Source organism: Chromobacterium sp. LK11 (assembly GCF_001043705.1).
Lineage (GTDB): Bacteria > Pseudomonadota > Gammaproteobacteria > Burkholderiales > Chromobacteriaceae > Chromobacterium > Chromobacterium alkanivorans.
Window position 1 is genome coordinate 182,134 of the sequence record NZ_LDUR01000029.1, and the last position, 16,999, is coordinate 199,132.

The following is a 16,999-nucleotide window of genomic DNA, read 5'->3' on the forward strand; positions in this document are numbered from 1 at the left end:
ACGCGCCCGGCCGGCCGATAAAGCGATAAACCGGCATCGAAACTCAACCATAATGTAACAACGCATCCGAACCAGGCCGCCGGTTCCCGTTGGGCCGCCGGCCCCGCGCCGTTCACTGGGGAGAAGCCCGCACATGCTGAAATCGCTGAGCAGCGCCGCGCTGGCCTTGTCGCTGTCGCTCCATGCCGACGCGGCCACCCTGCACTTCGTCACCCAGGATTTCCCCCCCTTCATCGAAGTGACCGACAAACCCCAGCCGCAGGGCCTGATGGTGGATACCCTGGTGGCCGTCTGCCAGCGCTTGAACTGGAGCTGCGAAATCCAGGCCATGGTGTGGCGCCGCGCCTTGCTGCTGGCCGAGGAAGGCAAGGTGGACGGCATCTTCCCGGTGCAGGACACGCCGGAGCGCAGGATATCGCTGGCCTTGAGCGCCCCGGTGTACCACAGCAGTTACGGCCTGTTCGCCACCGCCAGCTCCACCTTCCGCTACCAGCAGGCGCAGGATCTGCTCAACCACCGCATCGCGGTCTACGGCCCGTCCGTCTCTCAGAACGCCCTGGACAAGCTGATTGCCGGCCTGCCCAATATGAACATCACCGTGGAAAATAATCAGGAAACGGTGTTAAAGAAATTGGCCGCCATGCGCTATGGCGCCGAGGCGGTGGTTTTCGCCAACGAAGACGTCACTCGCTACATCATCCGGCGCGAAGCGCTGAGCGGCCTCCGCCCGCTGGCCACGATACAACCGCTGACCTATCTGTACGGTTTCCCTTTGAAATCAGTGAAACCCGGCATGGTGGCGGACTTCAACCAGGCCTTGAACGCGCTGTGCCACGACGGTACGCTGCCGCGCCTGGCGCGCCGCTACAACGTTCGCATGGCGGCCTGCAAATAGCATTTGAAAGTTTTCACTATCAATTAAATTGAACATTCATTAGCGATGTGTTATATTTGTTCAAAATATCAAACAGCCACCATAAGCGCCTCGCCATTTAGGCGCTTATCTTGCGCTTCAATGCGATAAACAACCCTTCTGCCCCATCAGGTTCACGGGGCGGTCTAAGCGATCGACTGTCTTTGCTGACGGCGTCATCCGCGCATTTCGCGGAGCGTTGTTGCGCCCTAGCGCATGTGGCTTCCGGATTTCCAATCACAGGAGCGTAGCATGCAAACACAACCGTCTTCCCAACCCTGGCTGGGCTGGGCTTTTCTACTGGTGGCCATCCTCACCGAAATCCTGGGCACGTCCTTCATGGCCTACGCCGCCCGCACCGAAAGCTATTGGGGCTACGGGGTGATGGCGGCGGCGCTGGCGCTGTCCTATTACTTCCTGTCGCTCGCCATCCGCACCATCTCCGTGGGCGTGGCCTACGCCGCCTGGGAAGCCCTGGGCCTGGCCGGCCTGGCGCTGATCGGCGTCTATCTGTTCGGCGAAACGCTGCTGACCCAGGAAATCATCGGACTGACCTTGTCCGTGGTGGGCATCGCCTGCGTAGTGTCCGGAGAGGCCGATGAACAAACCCAGGAGCAAACCGCATGAAAACCGTATTCTATTTATTCGTAGTGTCCTCGGCCCTGATCGAAGTGGCCGCCAACCTGATGCTGGAAAAGTCCAACGGCTTCCGCAACAAGGCCTGGGGCTTCGGCGCCATCGCCATGGTCTGGGTGGCTTTCGCCCTGCTGGGCCAGGCGGTGCGCGGCATCGATCTCGCCGTGGCCTACGCGCTGTGGGGCGCGCTGGGCATCATCGGCACCGCCATCGGCGCGCGCATCTTCTTTGGCCAGCGGCTCAAGCCGCTGGGCTGGGCGGGCATGGCCATCGTCATTTCCTCGGTGGTGGTGCTGACCACCGCCTGATCAACGAGGGCGGCGCTTCGTGACGCTTTTATGACGCGCCGCCGCGCTCTACCTGTCCTATCTGAGTATGGCCACACTGGCCGTATCGGTTTAGGGTACGGGCTCCATCCAAGCAATGAAAGGCTGAGACATGCAACAGTATCAAGTCTTGAGCGGCATGAGCCAAGAGTCCTTGGACAACACCCAAGCCTTGCTCACCCTCTGCGAGCACTGCGCCAGCGATGTAGGCATCCTGGCCATCCACGGCGAAACGGACCAACCTTGCGAGCTGTGCGGCGAAGTCGATTGACGCGCCGCCGCCAACCCCACACCGGGCCGGCCATGCCGGCCCCTTGTTTTTTCAGCCGCCGCGCTTGTCGCGCCTCATAAAAACCTGTTCAAAGCCTCGCAAGCAAGGGCGAGACGGAGCGAAAACAACCGAAAAAGCGGAACGCACAAGGGATGCGCGAGCATTTTGAGGGTACACTCGCCGTGATGCGCGTCACGAACGCGCAACGGACTTTGAACAGCTTATTAAGGACGATATGCACATCCGGGCGCTGAAATTGGCGACGCTGCCGGCCTGGCAAGGCCTGCGCCAGCAACTATGGCCGCACCACTCCCCCGCCGCGCACCGCGCCGACGGCGAACGCATTCTAAGCTCCCGCCAGCTGGCGTCCTTCCTGGCGCTGGACGACGCCGGCCAGGCGCTAGGCTTCGCCGACGCCGCCATCCGGCAGGACTACGTCAACGGCTGCGACGGCAGCCCGGTGGTTTTCCTGGAAGGCATCTTCGTCCTGCCCGCCCACCGGCAACGCGGCATTGCCCGCCAGCTGGTGGCGGCGGTGCAGGCCTGGGGCCTGGAGCGCGGCTGCGCCGAACTGGCTTCCGACGCGCCGCTGGACAATCTCGCCTCGCAGCGCATGCACGCCGCGCTGGGCTTCGAGGAGACGGAAAGAGTGGTGTTTTTCAGGATGGCGCTGACCTAACCTTCACGCGACGTGGGCTTCAGTCTCACAACGCCGCAAACCCATACCGCCCCCAGTGATCGCTAACTTGCCGCAAGCAAGATTGTTATGATGCAATAACCAAAACTGCACAAGTTCATTAATCGTCGGAAGCAGGGATCGCCAATGCCCGTAACCCTCCCGCCGCCATCCCAACAACGGCGATATTTACAGCAGGAACGACGCTTACTCAAACACTCGCTGCCACTTATCAGCTTCTACCTGGCCGAAGTGGCGATGACGCTTACCGATGCGGCCTTCGTCGGCCATCTTGGCACTACGGAGCTGGCGGCAATCGGCCTTTCCATCAGCGCGTTGTTTCCATTGATATTTGGCGGCATGGCCTTGGTTTCGAGCGGATGCATCTTCGTTTCCGAGGCCCATGCGCGCGGTGATCATGCCCGTACCCAGGCGGCGCTTGATCTCAGCCTATGGACCTGCATCGCCCTGTCCCCGGCACTGATTGCCGCCGCCTTGTTGCTGCCAGCGGCGTTCCAGCTGGCCGGCCAGGACCCGGTCGTGGTCGCCTTGTGCGCGCAATACCTTGCCATCGTCGGCTGGAGCATTCCCGCCATGCTGGGTTTCGGTGTCTACCGCGCCTACGTTTCGGCGCTGGGCGCGAATCGGGTGATATTTTTCGTCAGCCTCGGCGGTGTGCTGCTGAATGCCGCACTCAATTATGTGCTGGTTTTCGGAGCGCTCGGCCTGCCCGCCCTTGGCCTGCCCGGCGCGGCGATAGGAACCGCCTTGTCCAACTGGGCGATGTTGTTCGCCATTGCTCGCCATTGTCGGCACCGCCTCGGCTACCGCTTTGGCTGGCGCTCGCTGTCAAGGCTGGACAGACAATCCTGCCGCGACCTGGTCCGCATCGGTCTGCCCTCCTTCGCTGTTGGCTTGTTCGAAAGCAGCTTGTTCGGCGTGGTGACGCTGCTGGCGGGCTACTTCGGCGTGGCCTTCATGGCTGCCACCACCATAGCCATCTATGTTGGCGATCTTTTCATCATCCTGGCGCTGGGAATCGGCGACTTACTGACCGTGCAACTGGCCGCCAAGGCGGCGCGAGGCGATGTGCGAGGCGGCCGCCAGTTGGCCTGGAGTGCCCTGCTGCTGATCACCGCGCTGACCGCGCCCTTGGCCGCGCTTTGCTGGTGGATGCCGGACAGGATTGCCGGCGTCTTCATCGATACCGCCAAGGCCGAAACGGCCGGGGTGTTGCGCGATGCCCAAACGCTGCTGGGCGTTCTTGCCTGGTTCCTGCTAGCGGATGCCTCTCAAATCGTCTTGTCGCGCAGCCTGAAAGGCCTGCGCGACACGCTGACCCCAATGTGGATCGCCGGCATCGGCTATTGGCTGATAGGTATTGGCGGCGGATGGATGCTGGCCACTCAGGGAGGATTGGGCGGCATTGGTTTATGGTATGGGTTGGCTGCAGGGCTTAGCCTGGCGGCGCTTGCGCTGGCATGTCGGCTAAGCGTATGGACTCCGCCCAAGGCTTTATCCCCACACCAATAAATGGGCACTCAAGTATCCGGCCCTATTTATCGCTCTTCGGCTTACTCATTTCAAGCGGCCATTGGGAGAAAGCCAGAAACCAAAGAGCGAGGATGCCGAAAAAGGGGAAGGCGAACAACAGGCCGGCCCACTTTGAATACCCCATTCTCGACATCACGATTCCGGACAGCACCACCGTCAGAATCGTAATCGCCGCGATTAAGAGCAAAATAATCCCGATGATCGCCATCACTTGGCTCCTTCCAACGTCGGCCATTTCGACCTTGCCAGAACCCACAGCGCCGCCAGCATGCCGAAAACCGGCACCAAGGCCAGCAGCGCATAACAAGGCGGCAAGCCCACCCGCCTGAAGATTCGCCACAAGGGATAAGCCGTCGCCAGGCCGGCAATTACAAAGTTCGTCAACAACCCCACCAAAACCTCCCCGCTCAAAAACACCGTCGCCGGATAAAGGCCGGTATTTTAACAGGCTCATCCAGGCTGCATTTAATGAAAACACCCCGCGCCAGCGGGGTGTTTTTTGGGGTATGGCCGGGGGCATCCATTGGGACGCCCCGAAGCCTCGCCCTCGGGCGGAGCATCAAATCATTGACTTGATTACACCTTCACGGTGTCGGCCAGTTCCTGGTAGTCGGCGATCTCGTTGAAGTTCATGTAGCGGTACACTTCGCCGGCCTTCTGGTTGAGCACGCCGATGTCGGCCATGTATTCCTCCTTGGTCGGAATGCGGCCCAGACGGGAGCAGATCGCGGCCAGTTCGGCGGAACCCAGGTAGACGTTGGAGTTCTTGCCCAGACGGTTGGGGAAGTTGCGGGTGGAGGTGGACATCACGGTGGCGCCCTCCTTCACCTGCGCCTGGTTGCCCATGCACAGCGAGCAGCCCGGCATTTCCATACGCGCGCCGGCGGTGCCGAAGGTGCCGTAATGGCCTTCCGCGGTCAGCTGTTCGGCGTCCATCTTGGTCGGCGGCGCCACCCACAGTTTCACCGGGATGTCGCGCTTGCCTTCCAGCAGCTTGGACGCGGCGCGGAAGTGGCCGATATTGGTCATGCAAGAACCAATGAACACTTCGTCGATCTTGGCGCCGGCCACGTCGGACAGGGTTTTCACGTCGTCCGGGTCGTTCGGGCAGGCCACGATGGGCTCGTGGATGTCGGCCAGATCGATGTCGATCACCGCCGCGTAGTCCGCGTCGGCGTCGCCCTTCAGCAGCTGCGGATTGGCGATCCAGGCCTCCATCGCCTTGATGCGGCGTTCCAGCGTGCGCGCGTCCTGATAGCCGTTGGCGATCATGGTCTTCATCAGGGTGATGTTGGAGGTCATGTATTCGATGATCGGCGCTTTGTCCAGATGCACGGTGCAACCGGCGGCGGAACGCTCGGCGGAGGCGTCGGACAGCTCAAACGCTTGCTCCACCTTCAGATCCGGCAAGCCTTCGATTTCCAGGATGCGGCCGGAGAAGGCGTTTTTCTTGCCGGCCTTGGCCACGGTCAGCAGGCCTTGCTTGATCGCGTACAGCGGGATGGCGTTGACCAGATCGCGCAGGGTCACGCCCGGCTGCATCTTGCCCTTGAAGCGCACCAGCACCGATTCCGGCATGTCCAGCGGCATTACGCCGGTGGCGGCGGCGAAGGCCACCAGGCCGGAGCCGGCCGGGAAGGAGATGCCGATCGGGAAGCGGGTGTGGCTGTCGCCGCCGGTGCCCACGGTGTCCGGCAGCAGCAGGCGGTTCAGCCAGCTGTGGATCACGCCGTCGCCCGGGCGCAGCGATACGCCGCCGCGGGTGGAGATGAAGGCCGGCAGTTCCTTGTGCATCTTCACGTCCACCGGCTTGGGATAGGCGGCGGTGTGGCAGAAGGACTGCATCACCAGATCGGCGGAGAAGCCCAGGCAAGCCAGGTCTTTCAGTTCGTCGCGGGTCATCGGACCGGTGGTGTCCTGGGAGCCGACGGTGGTCATCTTCGGTTCGCAGTAGGTGCCCGGGCGCACGCCCTGGCCTTCCGGCAGGCCACAGGCGCGGCCAACCATTTTCTGAGCCAGGCTGAAGCCCTTGCCGGAATCGGCCGGGGACTTGGGCAGGCGGAATTCGGCGGACGCCGGCAGACCCAGCGCTTCGCGCGCCTTGCCGGTCAGGCCGCGGCCGATGATCAGGTTGATGCGGCCGCCGGCGCGCACTTCGTCCAGGATCACGTCGGACTTGAGCGCGAAGTCGGCGATCTTCTGGCCGGCCTTCTCGATCTTGCCTTCATACGGGTAGATGTCGATCACGTCGCCCATGTCCATCTTGGACACGTCCACTTCGATAGGCAGCGCGCCGGAGTCTTCCTGGGTGTTGAAGAAGATGGGGGCGATCTTGCCGCCCAGGCACACGCCGCCGAAGCGCTTGTTCGGCACGTAGGGAATGTCTTCGCCGGTGCCCCAGATCACGCTGTTGGTGGCGGATTTGCGGCTGGAGCCGGTGCCGACCACGTCGCCGACGTAGGCGACCAGGTGGCCTTTTTGCTTCAGGTCTTCGATGAACTGCATCGGGCCGCGCTTGCCGTCTTCTTCCGGGGTGATGCCGGGACGGGCGTTCTTCAGCATGGCCAGGTAGTGCAGCGGGATGTCCGGGCGGCTCCAGGCGTCCGGCGCCGGGGACAGGTCATCGGTATTGGTTTCGCCGGTGACCTTGAACACGGTGACGGTGATCTTCTCGGCCACGGCCGGGCGGCTGGTGAACCATTCGGCCTTGGCCCAGGATTCCACCACCTCCTTGGCGAAGGCGTTGCCCTTGTCCATCTTTTCCTTCACGTCGTGGAAGGCGTCGAACATCAGCAGGGTTTTCTTCAGGCCGTCGGCGGCGATCTGCGCCACGGCGGCGTCGTCCAGCAGGTCGATCAGCGGCTTGATGTTGTAGCCGCCCAGCATGGTGCCCAGCAGCTGGGTGGCCAGCTCGCGGGAGATCAGCGGGGATTGGACGTCGCCCTCGGCCACGGCGGCCAGGAAGGAAGCCTTGACCTTGGCGGCGTCGTCCACGCCCGGCGGCACGCGGTGGGTGATCAGTTCGACCAGGGTGCTTTCTTCGCCCTTGGGCGGGTTTTTCAGCAGTTCCACCAGCGCTTCCACTTGCTTGGCGGACAGCGGCAGCGGCGGGATGCCCAGCGCGGCGCGCTCGGCCACGTGTTGACGGTAAGCTTCCAGCATGACTTTGGACCTTTATGGCTTGGGTTGTTGGCAGCGTCCCCGGCAAGGCCGGGACTCCGACGCTGCGGGACAATGAGGTAAGGCTTCGGCTGCGCCGTCAAGGCCGCGCGCTTGCGACGCCGAGCGACGCGGCCTTGATTTCATGCCTGAAGATTACGCTGTTAGCCGTCCGCTTTCAAACGAGTTATCGCAACATAGATTGTGAGTTAAAATCACAGCATGAGCACTTACCCCCCTCTCAACACCCTGCGTATTTTTGAGGCGGCGGCTCGGCTGGAGAGCTTTTCCGCCGCCGCCGGCGAACTCTTCGTCACCCACGGGGCTGTGAGCAAGCAGATCAAGCAGCTGGAGGATTGGCTGGGCGTGCCGCTGTTCGAGCGCAGCGGCGGCAGGGTCAAGCTGACCGACCCCGGCTGGCGCTATCTGGTGCAGGTGCAGGACGGTCTGGATCTGATCGCCAACGCCACTTCGCAGCTGCTGCAGGCGGACCGCCGGCGCCGGGTCAGCGTCAACTCCACGCCCACCTTCGCCCTGCACTGGCTGCTGCCGCGGCTCAGCCGTTTTCGCGAGCAGTTTCCGGAGCTGGAGCTGCACCTGGCCACTTCGGACCGCGACATCAGCCGGCTGGACAGCCCGTTCGACATCGCCATCCGCCGCGGCCCCGGCGACTGGCCCGGCCACATCGCCAAGCCCTTCCTCAAGGAGTGGGAGCTGCCGCTGTGCGGCCCGGCGCTGCTGGCCGCCGCGCCCATCGCCAGCCCGGCGGACCTGGCGCGCCATACCCTGCTCTACGCCGACACCCGCCCCACCGCCTGGCAGCGCTGGCTGACCCTGGCCGGGGTGCCGGAGCTGAAGCCGGCCAGCGCCCTGCACTTCGACAGTTTCTCGCTGGCCTTGCAGGCGGCGATCAACGGCCTGGGCGTGGTGCTGGGGCCGATGCCGATGGCGCAGGCGCAGATAGACGCCGGCGTGCTGCTGTCGCCGTTGCCGGCGCCGGTGGCCACGGTGCGCGATTATTGCTGGGTGGCGCCGCGCGCGGCGGCGGAGGACGCCGCCGTCGCCGCCTTCTGCCGCTGGCTGGAGAGCGAGGCCGCCCGCCCGGACGCGCCCTGAGAACCTGTTCAAAGTCTGCTGCGCTTCAGCGATACGGCGTTAAAAACCAGCTCAAAATGCTCATGTACCCCTCGTACATTCCGCTTTTTCGCTTGTTTTCGCCTTGTCTCGCTCTTGCTCGCGAGACTTTGAACAGGTTCTGAGGACCGCTTCAACGTCTGCCGCGCTGCGGCGTTGAACCGCTACGGCGTCAATGCGCGGCGGTGGGCGGCAAGCCAATCAGCTTGACGTCCATCGGCGCGGTGTCGCGCGGCAGCCATTTGTTGTAGATGCGTTTGAAGCTGCCGTCTTTCTTGACGGCGGTGAACGCGGTTTGCCAACGCTTGACCTCCGCCGGCGAGGTGCCGCGCGAAAACGCCAGATAGAGCTCCAGCGTTTCCAGCACCCGCACCACTTCCACCGCGTCCGCCGGCTGGTGGATGTCCTTCAGCACCGAGGCGACGACGAAGCCGCCCTCCGACCACATATCGTAGCGGCCGACCAGCAGCTTCTGCGCGGTGATTTGCGGGGTGGGCGCCAGATCCACCTCGATGAAGCCGGCCGCGATCGCCGCGTCGGCGAAGATGCTGCCGCGGTAAGCGCCCACTGGCCGGTGATAAATGCCGTTGCCCAGAGCCAGCAGGCCGGCCGCCTCGCCCTTGCGCGCCAGCAGCACGGTTTGCGAAATGGCGATGGGCCCGAGCAGCGTCATCTGCTTCTCCCGGGTGTCGTTGCGCCCCACGGTGAACAGCATCACGCCCGGCGTGGTCAGCAACTCCTTGTAGCCGCGCGCCCAGGGCACTACGTCGATGGCGCTGTTGTCGTGCATGCGCGCCTGGATCTCGCGCACCACTTCCACCGCCATGCCGTCCGGCACGCCGTTGTGTTGAAAGGTGATGGGCGGCCAGTCCTCGGTGTAGATGGTGATCGCCCGCGCCTGCCATGCCGTCAACAGCAATAGCAGCGCCAATATCGCTCTCGCCATGATGATTCCCCGCTCGGCTTGATCCTGTCTTTATTCATAGCCGCGCTTCGCCGTGGTTGCCGAGGAATCGCCGACACTATCGCCGCCTGGCCTTGACGGAAAAATGCCATAGCCATATAGTTGATTACTCAACAATCTGGAAACTAAAATGCCGACCCTACATCTGATCTACGGCCCGCAAGGCGCCGGCAAATCCACGCTGGCGCGCAAGCTGGCGGCCAGCCACCAGGCCATCGTCTTTTCCATCGACGACTGGATGCAGACGCTATTCGGCGCGGACTGCCCGCAGCCGATCACGATGGAATGGGCGCTGGCGCGCGTGGCGCGCTGCGAAGCGCTGATCTGGCCCCTCTGCCGGCAAATCCTGGCCGCCGGCGGCGAGGTGGCGCTGGACCTGGGCCTGATGCGAGTGGCGGACCGCGAGCGTTGGCGCCGGCTGGCGGCTGAAGCCGGCTACCCGCTGCGCGATGTCTTCGTCGACGCCGAACGCGCCGAGCGCAAGCAACGCGTGATGCGGCGCAATACCGAGGGCGGCGACACCTTTTCCTTCACTGTCAGCCCGGCGATGTTCGATGCGATGGACGCCTTGTTCGAAGCGCCAAGCGCGGAGGAAAGGCTGCGGCTGCAGGCGGACGCGGAACCGGAGCGCATCCATGACTGACGCCGCCGCGGAGCTGACCTTCTGCTTGCGCCTGATGCGCGCCCAGTCCGCGCTGACCCGCAAGCTGGATCAGCGGCTGTCCAATCTGCACGGTCTCAGCTTTGGCGACTTCATGATCCTGCACCATCTACGCCATGCCGAGGCCGGGCGGCTGCGGCGCACCGAACTGGCCGCCTGCCTGGGATTGACGGTGTCCGGCGCCACCCGCGCGCTGCTGCCGCTGGAGAAAATCGGCCTGGTCGAACGCCAGGCCGATGCGCGCGACGCGCGCGTCGGCTACGCCTGCCTGAGCCCAGCCGGCGCCGAGCTTTACCAGCACGCCCGGCTCTCCGCCGACCAGGCCTGCCGCGACGCGATGCGCGGCGTGGCCCCTGCCGACATCGAGCTGCTGCTGGCGGCGCTGGCGCCGCTGAACGGCGACGGCTGAGCCTGGCCAAGCCGCCACATGACGACTGCAAACGGCTTATCCGCTATAATGCCGCGTTGTGCCGGCGCCGCGCCGGCCTTATCATTCGCGCACCACCCAAAGCTAAGGATTGCCATGAGCCGCATCACCCTCTCCCGCTTTTTGATCGAACAGCAACGCAAGGCCGGCTCGCTGCCGCCGGAATTGCGCCTGCTGATCGAAACCGTAGGCCGCGCCTGCAAGGCCATCAGCTATTCGGTGAACAAGGGAGCGCTGGCCGGCGTGCTGGGCGAAGCCGGCACCGGCAACATCCAGGGCGAGGCGCAGAAGAAGCTGGACGTGATCGCCAACGATTACCTGCTGGACGCCAATGAATGGGGCGGCAGCCTGGCGGCGATGGCCTCCGAGGAAATGGAGCTGCCCTACCACATCCCCGGCGAATACCCCAAGGGCGAGTATCTGCTGATGTTCGATCCGCTGGACGGCTCATCCAATATCGACGTCAACATCTCGGTGGGCACCATTTTCTCCATCCTGCGCTGTCCCGAGGGCATAGACCACGCCACCGAAGACGCCTTCCTGCAGCCCGGCACCGAGCAAGTGGCCGCCGGCTACACCGTGTACGGCCCGCAAACCCTGCTGGTGCTGACCTTCGGCAGCGGCGTCAACGGCTTCACGCTGGACCGCGAACAAGGCTCCTTCGTGCTGACCCACCCGGACATGAAGGTGCCGGAAAGCACCGGCGAGTTCGCGATCAACATGTCCAATATGCGCCACTGGGAAGCGCCGGTGAAACGCTATGTGGACGAACTGCTGGCCGGCAGCACCGGCCCGCGCGGCCGCGACTTCAATATGCGCTGGGTGGCGTCCATGGTGGCCGAGGTGCATCGCATCCTGACCCGCGGCGGCATCTTCATGTACCCGCGCGACGCGCGCACCCCGGACCAGGCCGGCAAGCTGCGCCTGATGTACGAAGGCAACCCGATGGCCTTCGTCGTGGAGCAGGCCGGCGGCGCGGCCACCAACGGCCGCCAGCGCATCATGGACATCCAGCCGCAGAAGCTGCACGAGCGGGTGGCGGTGTTCCTGGGCTCCAAGGAAGAAGTGGAACGCGTCACCGGCTATCACGCCGAACAACAATAAACGGCTGCGCCGAACGAAAAAACCCTGTCGAATTCGACAGGGTTTTTTCTTGCCGGGCATCGTCCGCGGCTAGCGCAGGCGCTCGCGCACTTCCATCAAGGCGAAGCCCAACAGATTGCTGCCGTCCCACATCTCCGGCAGGCTGGCCTGCGGGTCGTCCTCGGCCCAGCCTATGCCCCAGATGCAGTCCACCGGGCTGGCCTCCACCAGGATGGCGTCGCCGGTGCCGCGCAGGAAATCGCCCAACGCCGGGTTTTGCTCGAACTTGGCCAGATTGCCCCGCATCACCACCTCGCAGCAGCACTGCTGCCACAAGGCGCTGTCGAAGCCGCGCACCTGGCGGCCCAAGGCCTTGGCCTCGGCCGGCGTGGCCGCGGCCAGTATCCTGCCGCGAACCTCCGCGTCTTCGAACAAGCGGGCTTTTTCCGCCATCATGTAATGCTCGGCGCTGGCGTAGCCAAGGCCGTCGATCTCGAAGCTGGCCGGGAACCACTGGCTCAGACAGCTCTTGCAGACGCCGTCCTCGTGTTTGGGCCGGTGTCCCCAGAAAAACAGAAAATCCAGGGTTTCGCCGGCCGCCGCCCGCTTGCGCAACTCACTTACTGTCCGGATCGCCATGGTCCGCGTCCTCCACTTCCTGCGCGGCCATATGCCGCAAAAAATACCAAGAGCCCCTCTTCGTCCGCTGTCGCCGCGGCGCTGAACTTCTGCATGGCCATCACTATAAGGAGCCGGAACCGGGTTAGACAAGCGCGGCGCAAAGCCCGGCCGCGCATGAATCCGCCGATTTCCACGCAAGCTGACAAAAACAATGATTAATTACCGCGCGGCGATGATTTCACCGTCTCCGCCCGCGCCCCGGGCGCAGTGGATACGCAACACCGCCCTACCAACATAGGACCGGCCACCCCGCTTGCCCATAGGTAAAACTACTCAGCGCGACCGCAACCGTCCGCATTGCCATGCGGCGGCGTAGCGGAGTATGTTTTCCCCCATAAGCCTGTAAGCCGCTGTTGGGAAAGACATTAAAAACTGGGGAGACCGGCATGGCTATCGTGATCACGCTGGACGTCATGCTGGCGCAACGCAAGATCAAATCCAAGGATCTGGCGCTGGCCATCGGCATCACGCCGCACAATCTGTCGCTGTTGAAGCTGGGCAAGGTCAAGAGCCTGCGCCTGGACACGCTGGACGCGCTGTGCCGGCAGCTGGGCTGCCAGCCCGGCGATTTGCTCGCCCATTTGCGGGAGGCGGACCCGGCGGACGGAGAGCCTTCGGTCTGACTCTCCGCCCGCCCGGCGTCAGACCGCCGTCTGGCGCGCGCGCGCCGAGGTGCGGCCGGAATTCAGATAACCGGCGATGTAGTCTTGCGACACTTCGCCGTTGTAGCGGCCGTCGGCGTCCAACACCGGCATCCAGGTCAGGTTGTGCTCGTACAAGCGGGACAGCACCACGCGCAGGTTCTCGCCCGCCGCCGCGGTCACGCTCACCGGCTTGATCTTGTCCGCGCACACGCCGTCCGCGCCGCGCGCGTCGCGACGGCGGACAAAGCCCAGCGGCTGACCGTCGGCGTCCACCACGGTCAGGTGCATCAGATCGTTGTCGTCCATCAGGCCGTAGGCGGCCGCCAGCGGCGTGTCCAGCCGCGCGGTCAGCGTTTCCTGTTGGTCGGCCACCTCGCCGGCCTGCACCAGCAGCAGGCGCTTGAGGGTGCGGTCCTGGCCGACGAAGCTGGCGACGAAGTCGTCCGCCGGCCGCGCCAGGATCTCGTCGGAGCCGGCGCACTGCACCATGCGGCCCTGGCGGAACACCGCGATGCGGTCGCCCAGCTTGATCGCCTCGTCGATGTCGTGGCTGACCAGCATCACGGTCTTGCCCAGCTGGCGCTGCATTTGCAGGAATTCGTTCTGGATCTGTTCGCGGTTGATCGGGTCCACCGCGCCGAAGGGCTCGTCCATCAGCAAGACCGGCGCGTCGGCCGCCAGCGCGCGGATCACGCCGATGCGCTGCTGCTGGCCGCCGGACATCTCGCGCGGATAACGTTGCAAGAAGCGGTTCGGGTCCAGAGCCACCATGCTCATCAGTTCGCGCGCGCGCTCGCGGCAGCGCTTCTTGTCCCAGCCCAGCATCCGCGGCACCACGGTGATGTTGTCCTCGATGGTCATATTGGGGAACAGGCCGATCTGCTGGATCACGTAGCCGATCTGGCGGCGCAGCGTCACGCTGTCGATGCCGGCGGTGTCCTCGCCGTTGATCAGCACCTTGCCCGAGGTGGGCTCGATCAGGCGGTTGATCATTTTCATGGTGGTGGTCTTGCCGCAGCCGGACGGGCCCAGCAGCACGCAGATTTCGCCTTCCGGCACGTGCAGATTGACATTGTCCACCGCCTGGAAGACCTGGCCGTTTTTCTGGGTAAATTGCTTGCAGAGGTTTTGCAGTTCAATCATCAACGAATTCCTTTCGGGGTCAGCGCGCGCTGAGCGCGCAGCAACAACCAATCCATCGCGACGGCGAGCACGCTCACCGCCACCGCGCCGGCGATCAGCTTGCGAATGTCGCTCTGGCTGATGCCGTGCAATATCAGGGTGCCCAGGCCGCCGGCGCCGACGATGGCGGCGATCGCCATCACGCCGATGTTCAGCACCACCGCGGTGCGGATGCCGCCGAAGATCAGCGGCGTGGCCAGCGGCAGCTCCACCCAGCGCAGGCGCTGCCAGAAGGTCAGCCCCAGGCCGCGGCCGGCTTCGCGCACGCCGGGCTCAAGATGGGTCAGCGCGGTGTGGGTGTTGCGCACGATGGGCAGCAGGGAGTACAGGAAGGCGGCGGTGATGGCAGGCACCGCGCCTATGCCCTGGCCGATCATGGAGAACAGCGGCACCATCAGGCCGAACAAGGCGATGGCCGGAATGGTCAGCACCACGGTGGCCAGGCCCAGCACCAGGCCGGCCAGCGCCTGGAAACGAACGATCAGCACGCCCAGGGGCACGCCCAGCAGCACCGCCAGCCCGACGGCGATGCCCACCAATCTCAGATGCTGCTCCGCCAGGGCGGCGATTTGCGGCAGGTCTTGCCAGATGAACTGGCAGGTTTGCAATAGGGTTTCCATCCGGCCTCCTTTAGATCAGGCCGCGCTGGCGCAGGAATTCGCTGGCGACTTCCTTGACCGGACGGTGTTCGATGTCCACTTTGGCGTTGAGCGCGGACATGGTGTCGTTGTCCAGCAGCGCCGCCAGCTTGTTCAGCTCGTCGGCCAGGCCGGGATTGCGCTCCAGCGTGTCGCGGCGCACCACCGGGGTGGCGGCGTAGGCCGGGAAATAAGCCATGTCGTCTTGCAGCACCACCAGGTCGAAGCCTTTGACCCGGCCGTCGGTGGTGTAGACCAGGCCGGCGTCGACGAAGCCGTCGCGGATGGCGTTGTACACCAGGCCCGGGTCCATCTGGCGGATCTGCGGCCGGCTCAATTCCATGCCGTACAGCTGCTGCATCGGCTTGAGGCCGTCCGGCCGGCCGGCGAACTCCATATCGAAGCCCAGCTGCCAGCGCTTGGAGCCGCCGTTGTTTTCATTGACCCGCCGCGCCAGGTCGGACAGGGTGCGCACGCCTTCGGCCTCGGCGCGTTCGCGCTTCATCGCCAGCGCGTAGGTGTTGTTGAGCGGCGCCGGGTTCAGCCAGATCAGCCCCAACGGCTCGTCCAGCTTCTTCACCGTGGCGTAGGCCTCCTCGTTGCTCATTTTCTTCTGGATGCCGTGATGGATGATCAGGCCGGTGCCGGTGTAGTCCCACACCAGGTCCAGCTGGCGATTCTCCAGCGCGTTGCGCAGGATCACCGTCGCCAGGTCGGGCTTTTGCGTGACCTGGTAGCCCTTGCTGCCCAGGTACTGCGTGGTGATGTCGGACAGCAGATGCTGTTCGGTGAAGTTCTTGCTGCCCAGCACCAGGCCGGCGGCGAAGGCCGGCGCGGCGGTCAGCAAGGCCGCCAGCGCCAGCGCGCGGCGCGCCAGCCGGCGCCAGGGCGAGGAAAAAAGTGCTTTTGTCATAAATATCCTCCGTGCGAGCGCCCGCCGGAACGGGCGACAGGGGGGTGTTCGGATCAGGCCAGGCCGCGGGCGGCGGCAAGGCGGCCCAGACCGGCCAGCGTCAGGTCCAGCGTCAGCGCGATCAAGGCGGTGCCGCCGGCGCCCAGCAGCAGCGCGGTGTGGTTGTTCAGGTAGATGCCGGGGAAGATCAGCTCGCCGTAACTGCTGGCGCCGATCAAGAAGGCCAGCGGCGCGGTGCCCACGTTCAGCGCCAGCGCCACCCGCACGCCGCTGAGCATCACCGGCAAGGCGTTGGGCAGCTCCACCCGCCATAACCGCTGGCGCGGGGTCATGCCCAGCGCGTCGGCGGCTTCCAGCAGCGCCGGCGGCAGGCCGGCCAGGCCGGCGTAGGTGTTGCGCACGATGGGCAACAAGGACGCCAGGAACAGCGCCACGATGGCCGGCGCGTCGCCGATGCCGATCAGGGCCATAGCCAGCGCCAGCACCGCCATCGGCGGCAGGGTGTTGCCGATATTGAAAATCTGCATCCAGTGCTCGGCGCTGCCCCGCAGCCGCTGACGGCTGAGCAACACGCCGCTGGGCAAGCCCACGGCCAGGGCCAGCGCCATGGAGACGCCCACCAGATAGAGATGTTGCCGGCCCAGGTAGATCAGATCTTCCCGGTACTCGGTCCATACGGCTGGGCTTACACCGTAAATCAATCCCGCCGCCGCTACGGCGACCAGGATCAGCCCGATCATGCTGCGCTTGCTAAACGCTCTTTTGTGCATCTGCGTCCTCCTTGGCGAAGGCAATGGCCGGCAAGACCACGGCGATCCGCTGTAATGATCGCGACAACTAGAGAGCTGCCAGTAAAAAGACATCCGGCGCGGGCCGGACATGAGGTGCGTTCTACGCGGGGCTCGACGGCGCGAAACCGTCGATTTTGAGTGGCGCGGTCTGCGCCTGATGAAAAACCTAATAAGTTATAACACTGTTTGTATCGAACATGCAAATTTTCTAATGTTCGAATCCACACTTGACAGACAAGGACAAGGCATTGAAAACGCAATCTTTCTTTTTCATGACGTCAAACCAAATGGATAATCCGGCCGCCCTGCGCCAACCGCCCTATAAGGTACGCGCGCGTTGGCCCGG

The 16,999-nt window shown here is 64.2% G+C and carries 19 protein-coding genes; 11 read left to right on the forward strand and 8 right to left on the reverse strand.

What is annotated here, in order from left to right:
- The first annotated feature begins 133 nt into the window (after window positions 1-133).
- The 6 genes from VK98_RS17845 (at window position 134) to VK98_RS17865 (ending at window position 4,355) form a co-directional block, all read left to right on the forward strand.
- Complete coding sequence (locus VK98_RS17845; RefSeq protein WP_048415299.1) at window positions 134-895, forward strand: ABC transporter substrate-binding protein; 762 nt, start codon at window positions 134-136, stop codon at window positions 893-895.
- A gap of 270 nt (window positions 896-1,165) precedes the next feature.
- Window positions 1,166-1,540, forward strand: a complete 375-nt coding sequence (locus tag VK98_RS17850) for a multidrug efflux SMR transporter (protein ID WP_048415300.1) — start codon at window positions 1,166-1,168, stop codon at window positions 1,538-1,540.
- Entirely contained in the window at window positions 1,537-1,857 is a 321-nt protein-coding gene (locus tag VK98_RS17855; RefSeq protein ID WP_048415301.1) for an SMR family transporter, read from the forward strand. Before VK98_RS17850 ends, VK98_RS17855 begins: the two co-directional genes overlap by 4 nt.
- Window positions 1,858-1,987: 130 nt before the next feature.
- Window positions 1,988-2,146 carry a hypothetical protein gene (locus tag VK98_RS23875; RefSeq protein WP_156187938.1) on the forward strand — a complete coding sequence of 53 codons (159 nt, stop codon included), beginning with the start codon at window positions 1,988-1,990 and terminating at the stop codon, window positions 2,144-2,146.
- 235 nt (window positions 2,147-2,381) lie between these two features.
- A complete protein-coding gene (gene aac(6') / locus VK98_RS17860) occupies window positions 2,382-2,825 on the forward strand; it encodes an aminoglycoside 6'-N-acetyltransferase (RefSeq protein WP_048415302.1) in 444 nt (147 codons plus the stop codon).
- A 144-nt stretch (window positions 2,826-2,969) separates the two neighbouring features.
- Complete coding sequence (locus VK98_RS17865; RefSeq protein ID WP_082159117.1) at window positions 2,970-4,355, forward strand: MATE family efflux transporter; 1,386 nt, start codon at window positions 2,970-2,972, stop codon at window positions 4,353-4,355.
- A gap of 22 nt (window positions 4,356-4,377) precedes the next feature.
- Here the strand turns inward: VK98_RS17865 and VK98_RS23880 are convergent, their stop codons facing one another.
- Window positions 4,378-4,830: a hypothetical protein gene (locus tag VK98_RS23880; RefSeq protein ID WP_156187939.1), complete on the reverse strand. Its 453-nt coding sequence runs from the start codon at window positions 4,828-4,830 to the stop codon at window positions 4,378-4,380.
- A gap of 122 nt (window positions 4,831-4,952) precedes the next feature.
- Window positions 4,953-7,538, reverse strand: coding sequence for a bifunctional aconitate hydratase 2/2-methylisocitrate dehydratase (gene acnB, locus VK98_RS17880; protein WP_048415306.1), 2,586 nt, complete (start codon window positions 7,536-7,538; stop codon window positions 4,953-4,955).
- A gap of 219 nt (window positions 7,539-7,757) precedes the next feature.
- Here acnB and gcvA point away from each other — a divergent pair, with 219 nt between their 5' ends.
- Window positions 7,758-8,651: a transcriptional regulator GcvA gene (gene gcvA, locus VK98_RS17885; protein ID WP_048415307.1), complete on the forward strand. Its 894-nt coding sequence runs from the start codon at window positions 7,758-7,760 to the stop codon at window positions 8,649-8,651.
- 190 nt (window positions 8,652-8,841) lie between these two features.
- On the opposite strand, the gene VK98_RS17890 is transcribed toward gcvA, so the two are convergent.
- Complete coding sequence (locus tag VK98_RS17890) at window positions 8,842-9,615, reverse strand: ABC transporter substrate-binding protein (protein WP_048415308.1); 774 nt, start codon at window positions 9,613-9,615, stop codon at window positions 8,842-8,844.
- 148 nt (window positions 9,616-9,763) lie between these two features.
- Here VK98_RS17890 and VK98_RS17895 point away from each other — a divergent pair, with 148 nt between their 5' ends.
- The 3 genes from VK98_RS17895 to VK98_RS17905 all read left to right on the forward strand — a co-directional run bounded on the left by VK98_RS17895 (window position 9,764) and on the right by VK98_RS17905 (window position 11,825).
- Entirely contained in the window at window positions 9,764-10,276 is a 513-nt protein-coding gene (locus VK98_RS17895; protein ID WP_048415309.1) for an ATP-binding protein, read from the forward strand.
- Complete coding sequence (locus VK98_RS17900; RefSeq protein WP_048415310.1) at window positions 10,269-10,703, forward strand: MarR family winged helix-turn-helix transcriptional regulator; 435 nt, start codon at window positions 10,269-10,271, stop codon at window positions 10,701-10,703. The genes VK98_RS17895 and VK98_RS17900 overlap by 8 nt, the downstream gene beginning before the upstream one ends.
- Before the next feature lie 114 nt (window positions 10,704-10,817).
- Complete coding sequence (locus VK98_RS17905; protein WP_048415311.1) at window positions 10,818-11,825, forward strand: class 1 fructose-bisphosphatase; 1,008 nt, start codon at window positions 10,818-10,820, stop codon at window positions 11,823-11,825.
- 69 nt (window positions 11,826-11,894) lie between these two features.
- Here the strand turns inward: VK98_RS17905 and VK98_RS17910 are convergent, their stop codons facing one another.
- The gene (locus VK98_RS17910; RefSeq protein ID WP_048415312.1) at window positions 11,895-12,443 is read right to left on the reverse strand and encodes an NADAR family protein; all 549 of its coding nucleotides are present in this window, start codon (window positions 12,441-12,443) and stop codon (window positions 11,895-11,897) included.
- 428 nt (window positions 12,444-12,871) lie between these two features.
- Here VK98_RS17910 and VK98_RS17915 point away from each other — a divergent pair, with 428 nt between their 5' ends.
- Entirely contained in the window at window positions 12,872-13,108 is a 237-nt protein-coding gene (locus VK98_RS17915; protein ID WP_048415313.1) for a helix-turn-helix transcriptional regulator, read from the forward strand.
- 18 nt (window positions 13,109-13,126) lie between these two features.
- Here the strand turns inward: VK98_RS17915 and VK98_RS17920 are convergent, their stop codons facing one another.
- From VK98_RS17920 to VK98_RS17935, 4 genes are read right to left on the reverse strand one after another with little or no spacing between them, the layout of a single operon-like run.
- Window positions 13,127-14,272, reverse strand: coding sequence for a betaine/proline/choline family ABC transporter ATP-binding protein (locus VK98_RS17920; protein ID WP_048415314.1), 1,146 nt, complete (start codon window positions 14,270-14,272; stop codon window positions 13,127-13,129).
- Window positions 14,272-14,931, reverse strand: coding sequence for an ABC transporter permease (locus VK98_RS17925; protein ID WP_048415315.1), 660 nt, complete (start codon window positions 14,929-14,931; stop codon window positions 14,272-14,274). The genes VK98_RS17920 and VK98_RS17925 overlap by 1 nt, the downstream gene beginning before the upstream one ends.
- Window positions 14,932-14,941: 10 nt before the next feature.
- The gene (locus VK98_RS17930) at window positions 14,942-15,862 is read right to left on the reverse strand and encodes a glycine betaine ABC transporter substrate-binding protein (protein WP_048415316.1); all 921 of its coding nucleotides are present in this window, start codon (window positions 15,860-15,862) and stop codon (window positions 14,942-14,944) included.
- A gap of 53 nt (window positions 15,863-15,915) precedes the next feature.
- Complete coding sequence (locus VK98_RS17935) at window positions 15,916-16,632, reverse strand: ABC transporter permease (protein ID WP_048415317.1); 717 nt, start codon at window positions 16,630-16,632, stop codon at window positions 15,916-15,918.
- Window positions 16,633-16,999 lie beyond the last annotated feature (367 nt).

Coding starts and splice junctions, on each gene's coding strand:
- acnB (WP_048415306.1), bottom strand. CDS start 7,538: ATGCTGGAAGCTTACCGTCAACACGTGGCCGAGCGCGCCGCGCTGGGC.
- VK98_RS17925 (WP_048415315.1), bottom strand. CDS start 14,931: ATGGAAACCCTATTGCAAACCTGCCAGTTCATCTGGCAAGACCTGCCG.
- VK98_RS17890 (WP_048415308.1), bottom strand. CDS start 9,615: ATGGCGAGAGCGATATTGGCGCTGCTATTGCTGTTGACGGCATGGCAG.
- VK98_RS17900 (WP_048415310.1), top strand. CDS start 10,269: ATGACTGACGCCGCCGCGGAGCTGACCTTCTGCTTGCGCCTGATGCGC.
- VK98_RS17865 (WP_082159117.1), top strand. CDS start 2,970: ATGCCCGTAACCCTCCCGCCGCCATCCCAACAACGGCGATATTTACAG.
- gcvA (WP_048415307.1), top strand. CDS start 7,758: ATGAGCACTTACCCCCCTCTCAACACCCTGCGTATTTTTGAGGCGGCG.
- VK98_RS17910 (WP_048415312.1), bottom strand. CDS start 12,443: ATGGCGATCCGGACAGTAAGTGAGTTGCGCAAGCGGGCGGCGGCCGGC.
- VK98_RS17895 (WP_048415309.1), top strand. CDS start 9,764: ATGCCGACCCTACATCTGATCTACGGCCCGCAAGGCGCCGGCAAATCC.
- VK98_RS17915 (WP_048415313.1), top strand. CDS start 12,872: ATGGCTATCGTGATCACGCTGGACGTCATGCTGGCGCAACGCAAGATC.
- VK98_RS23875 (WP_156187938.1), top strand. CDS start 1,988: ATGCAACAGTATCAAGTCTTGAGCGGCATGAGCCAAGAGTCCTTGGAC.
- VK98_RS17905 (WP_048415311.1), top strand. CDS start 10,818: ATGAGCCGCATCACCCTCTCCCGCTTTTTGATCGAACAGCAACGCAAG.
- VK98_RS17850 (WP_048415300.1), top strand. CDS start 1,166: ATGCAAACACAACCGTCTTCCCAACCCTGGCTGGGCTGGGCTTTTCTA.
- VK98_RS17920 (WP_048415314.1), bottom strand. CDS start 14,272: ATGATTGAACTGCAAAACCTCTGCAAGCAATTTACCCAGAAAAACGGC.
- VK98_RS17935 (WP_048415317.1), bottom strand. CDS start 16,632: ATGCACAAAAGAGCGTTTAGCAAGCGCAGCATGATCGGGCTGATCCTG.
- VK98_RS23880 (WP_156187939.1), bottom strand. CDS start 4,830: ATGAGCCTGTTAAAATACCGGCCTTTATCCGGCGACGGTGTTTTTGAG.
- VK98_RS17855 (WP_048415301.1), top strand. CDS start 1,537: ATGAAAACCGTATTCTATTTATTCGTAGTGTCCTCGGCCCTGATCGAA.
- VK98_RS17845 (WP_048415299.1), top strand. CDS start 134: ATGCTGAAATCGCTGAGCAGCGCCGCGCTGGCCTTGTCGCTGTCGCTC.
- VK98_RS17930 (WP_048415316.1), bottom strand. CDS start 15,862: ATGACAAAAGCACTTTTTTCCTCGCCCTGGCGCCGGCTGGCGCGCCGC.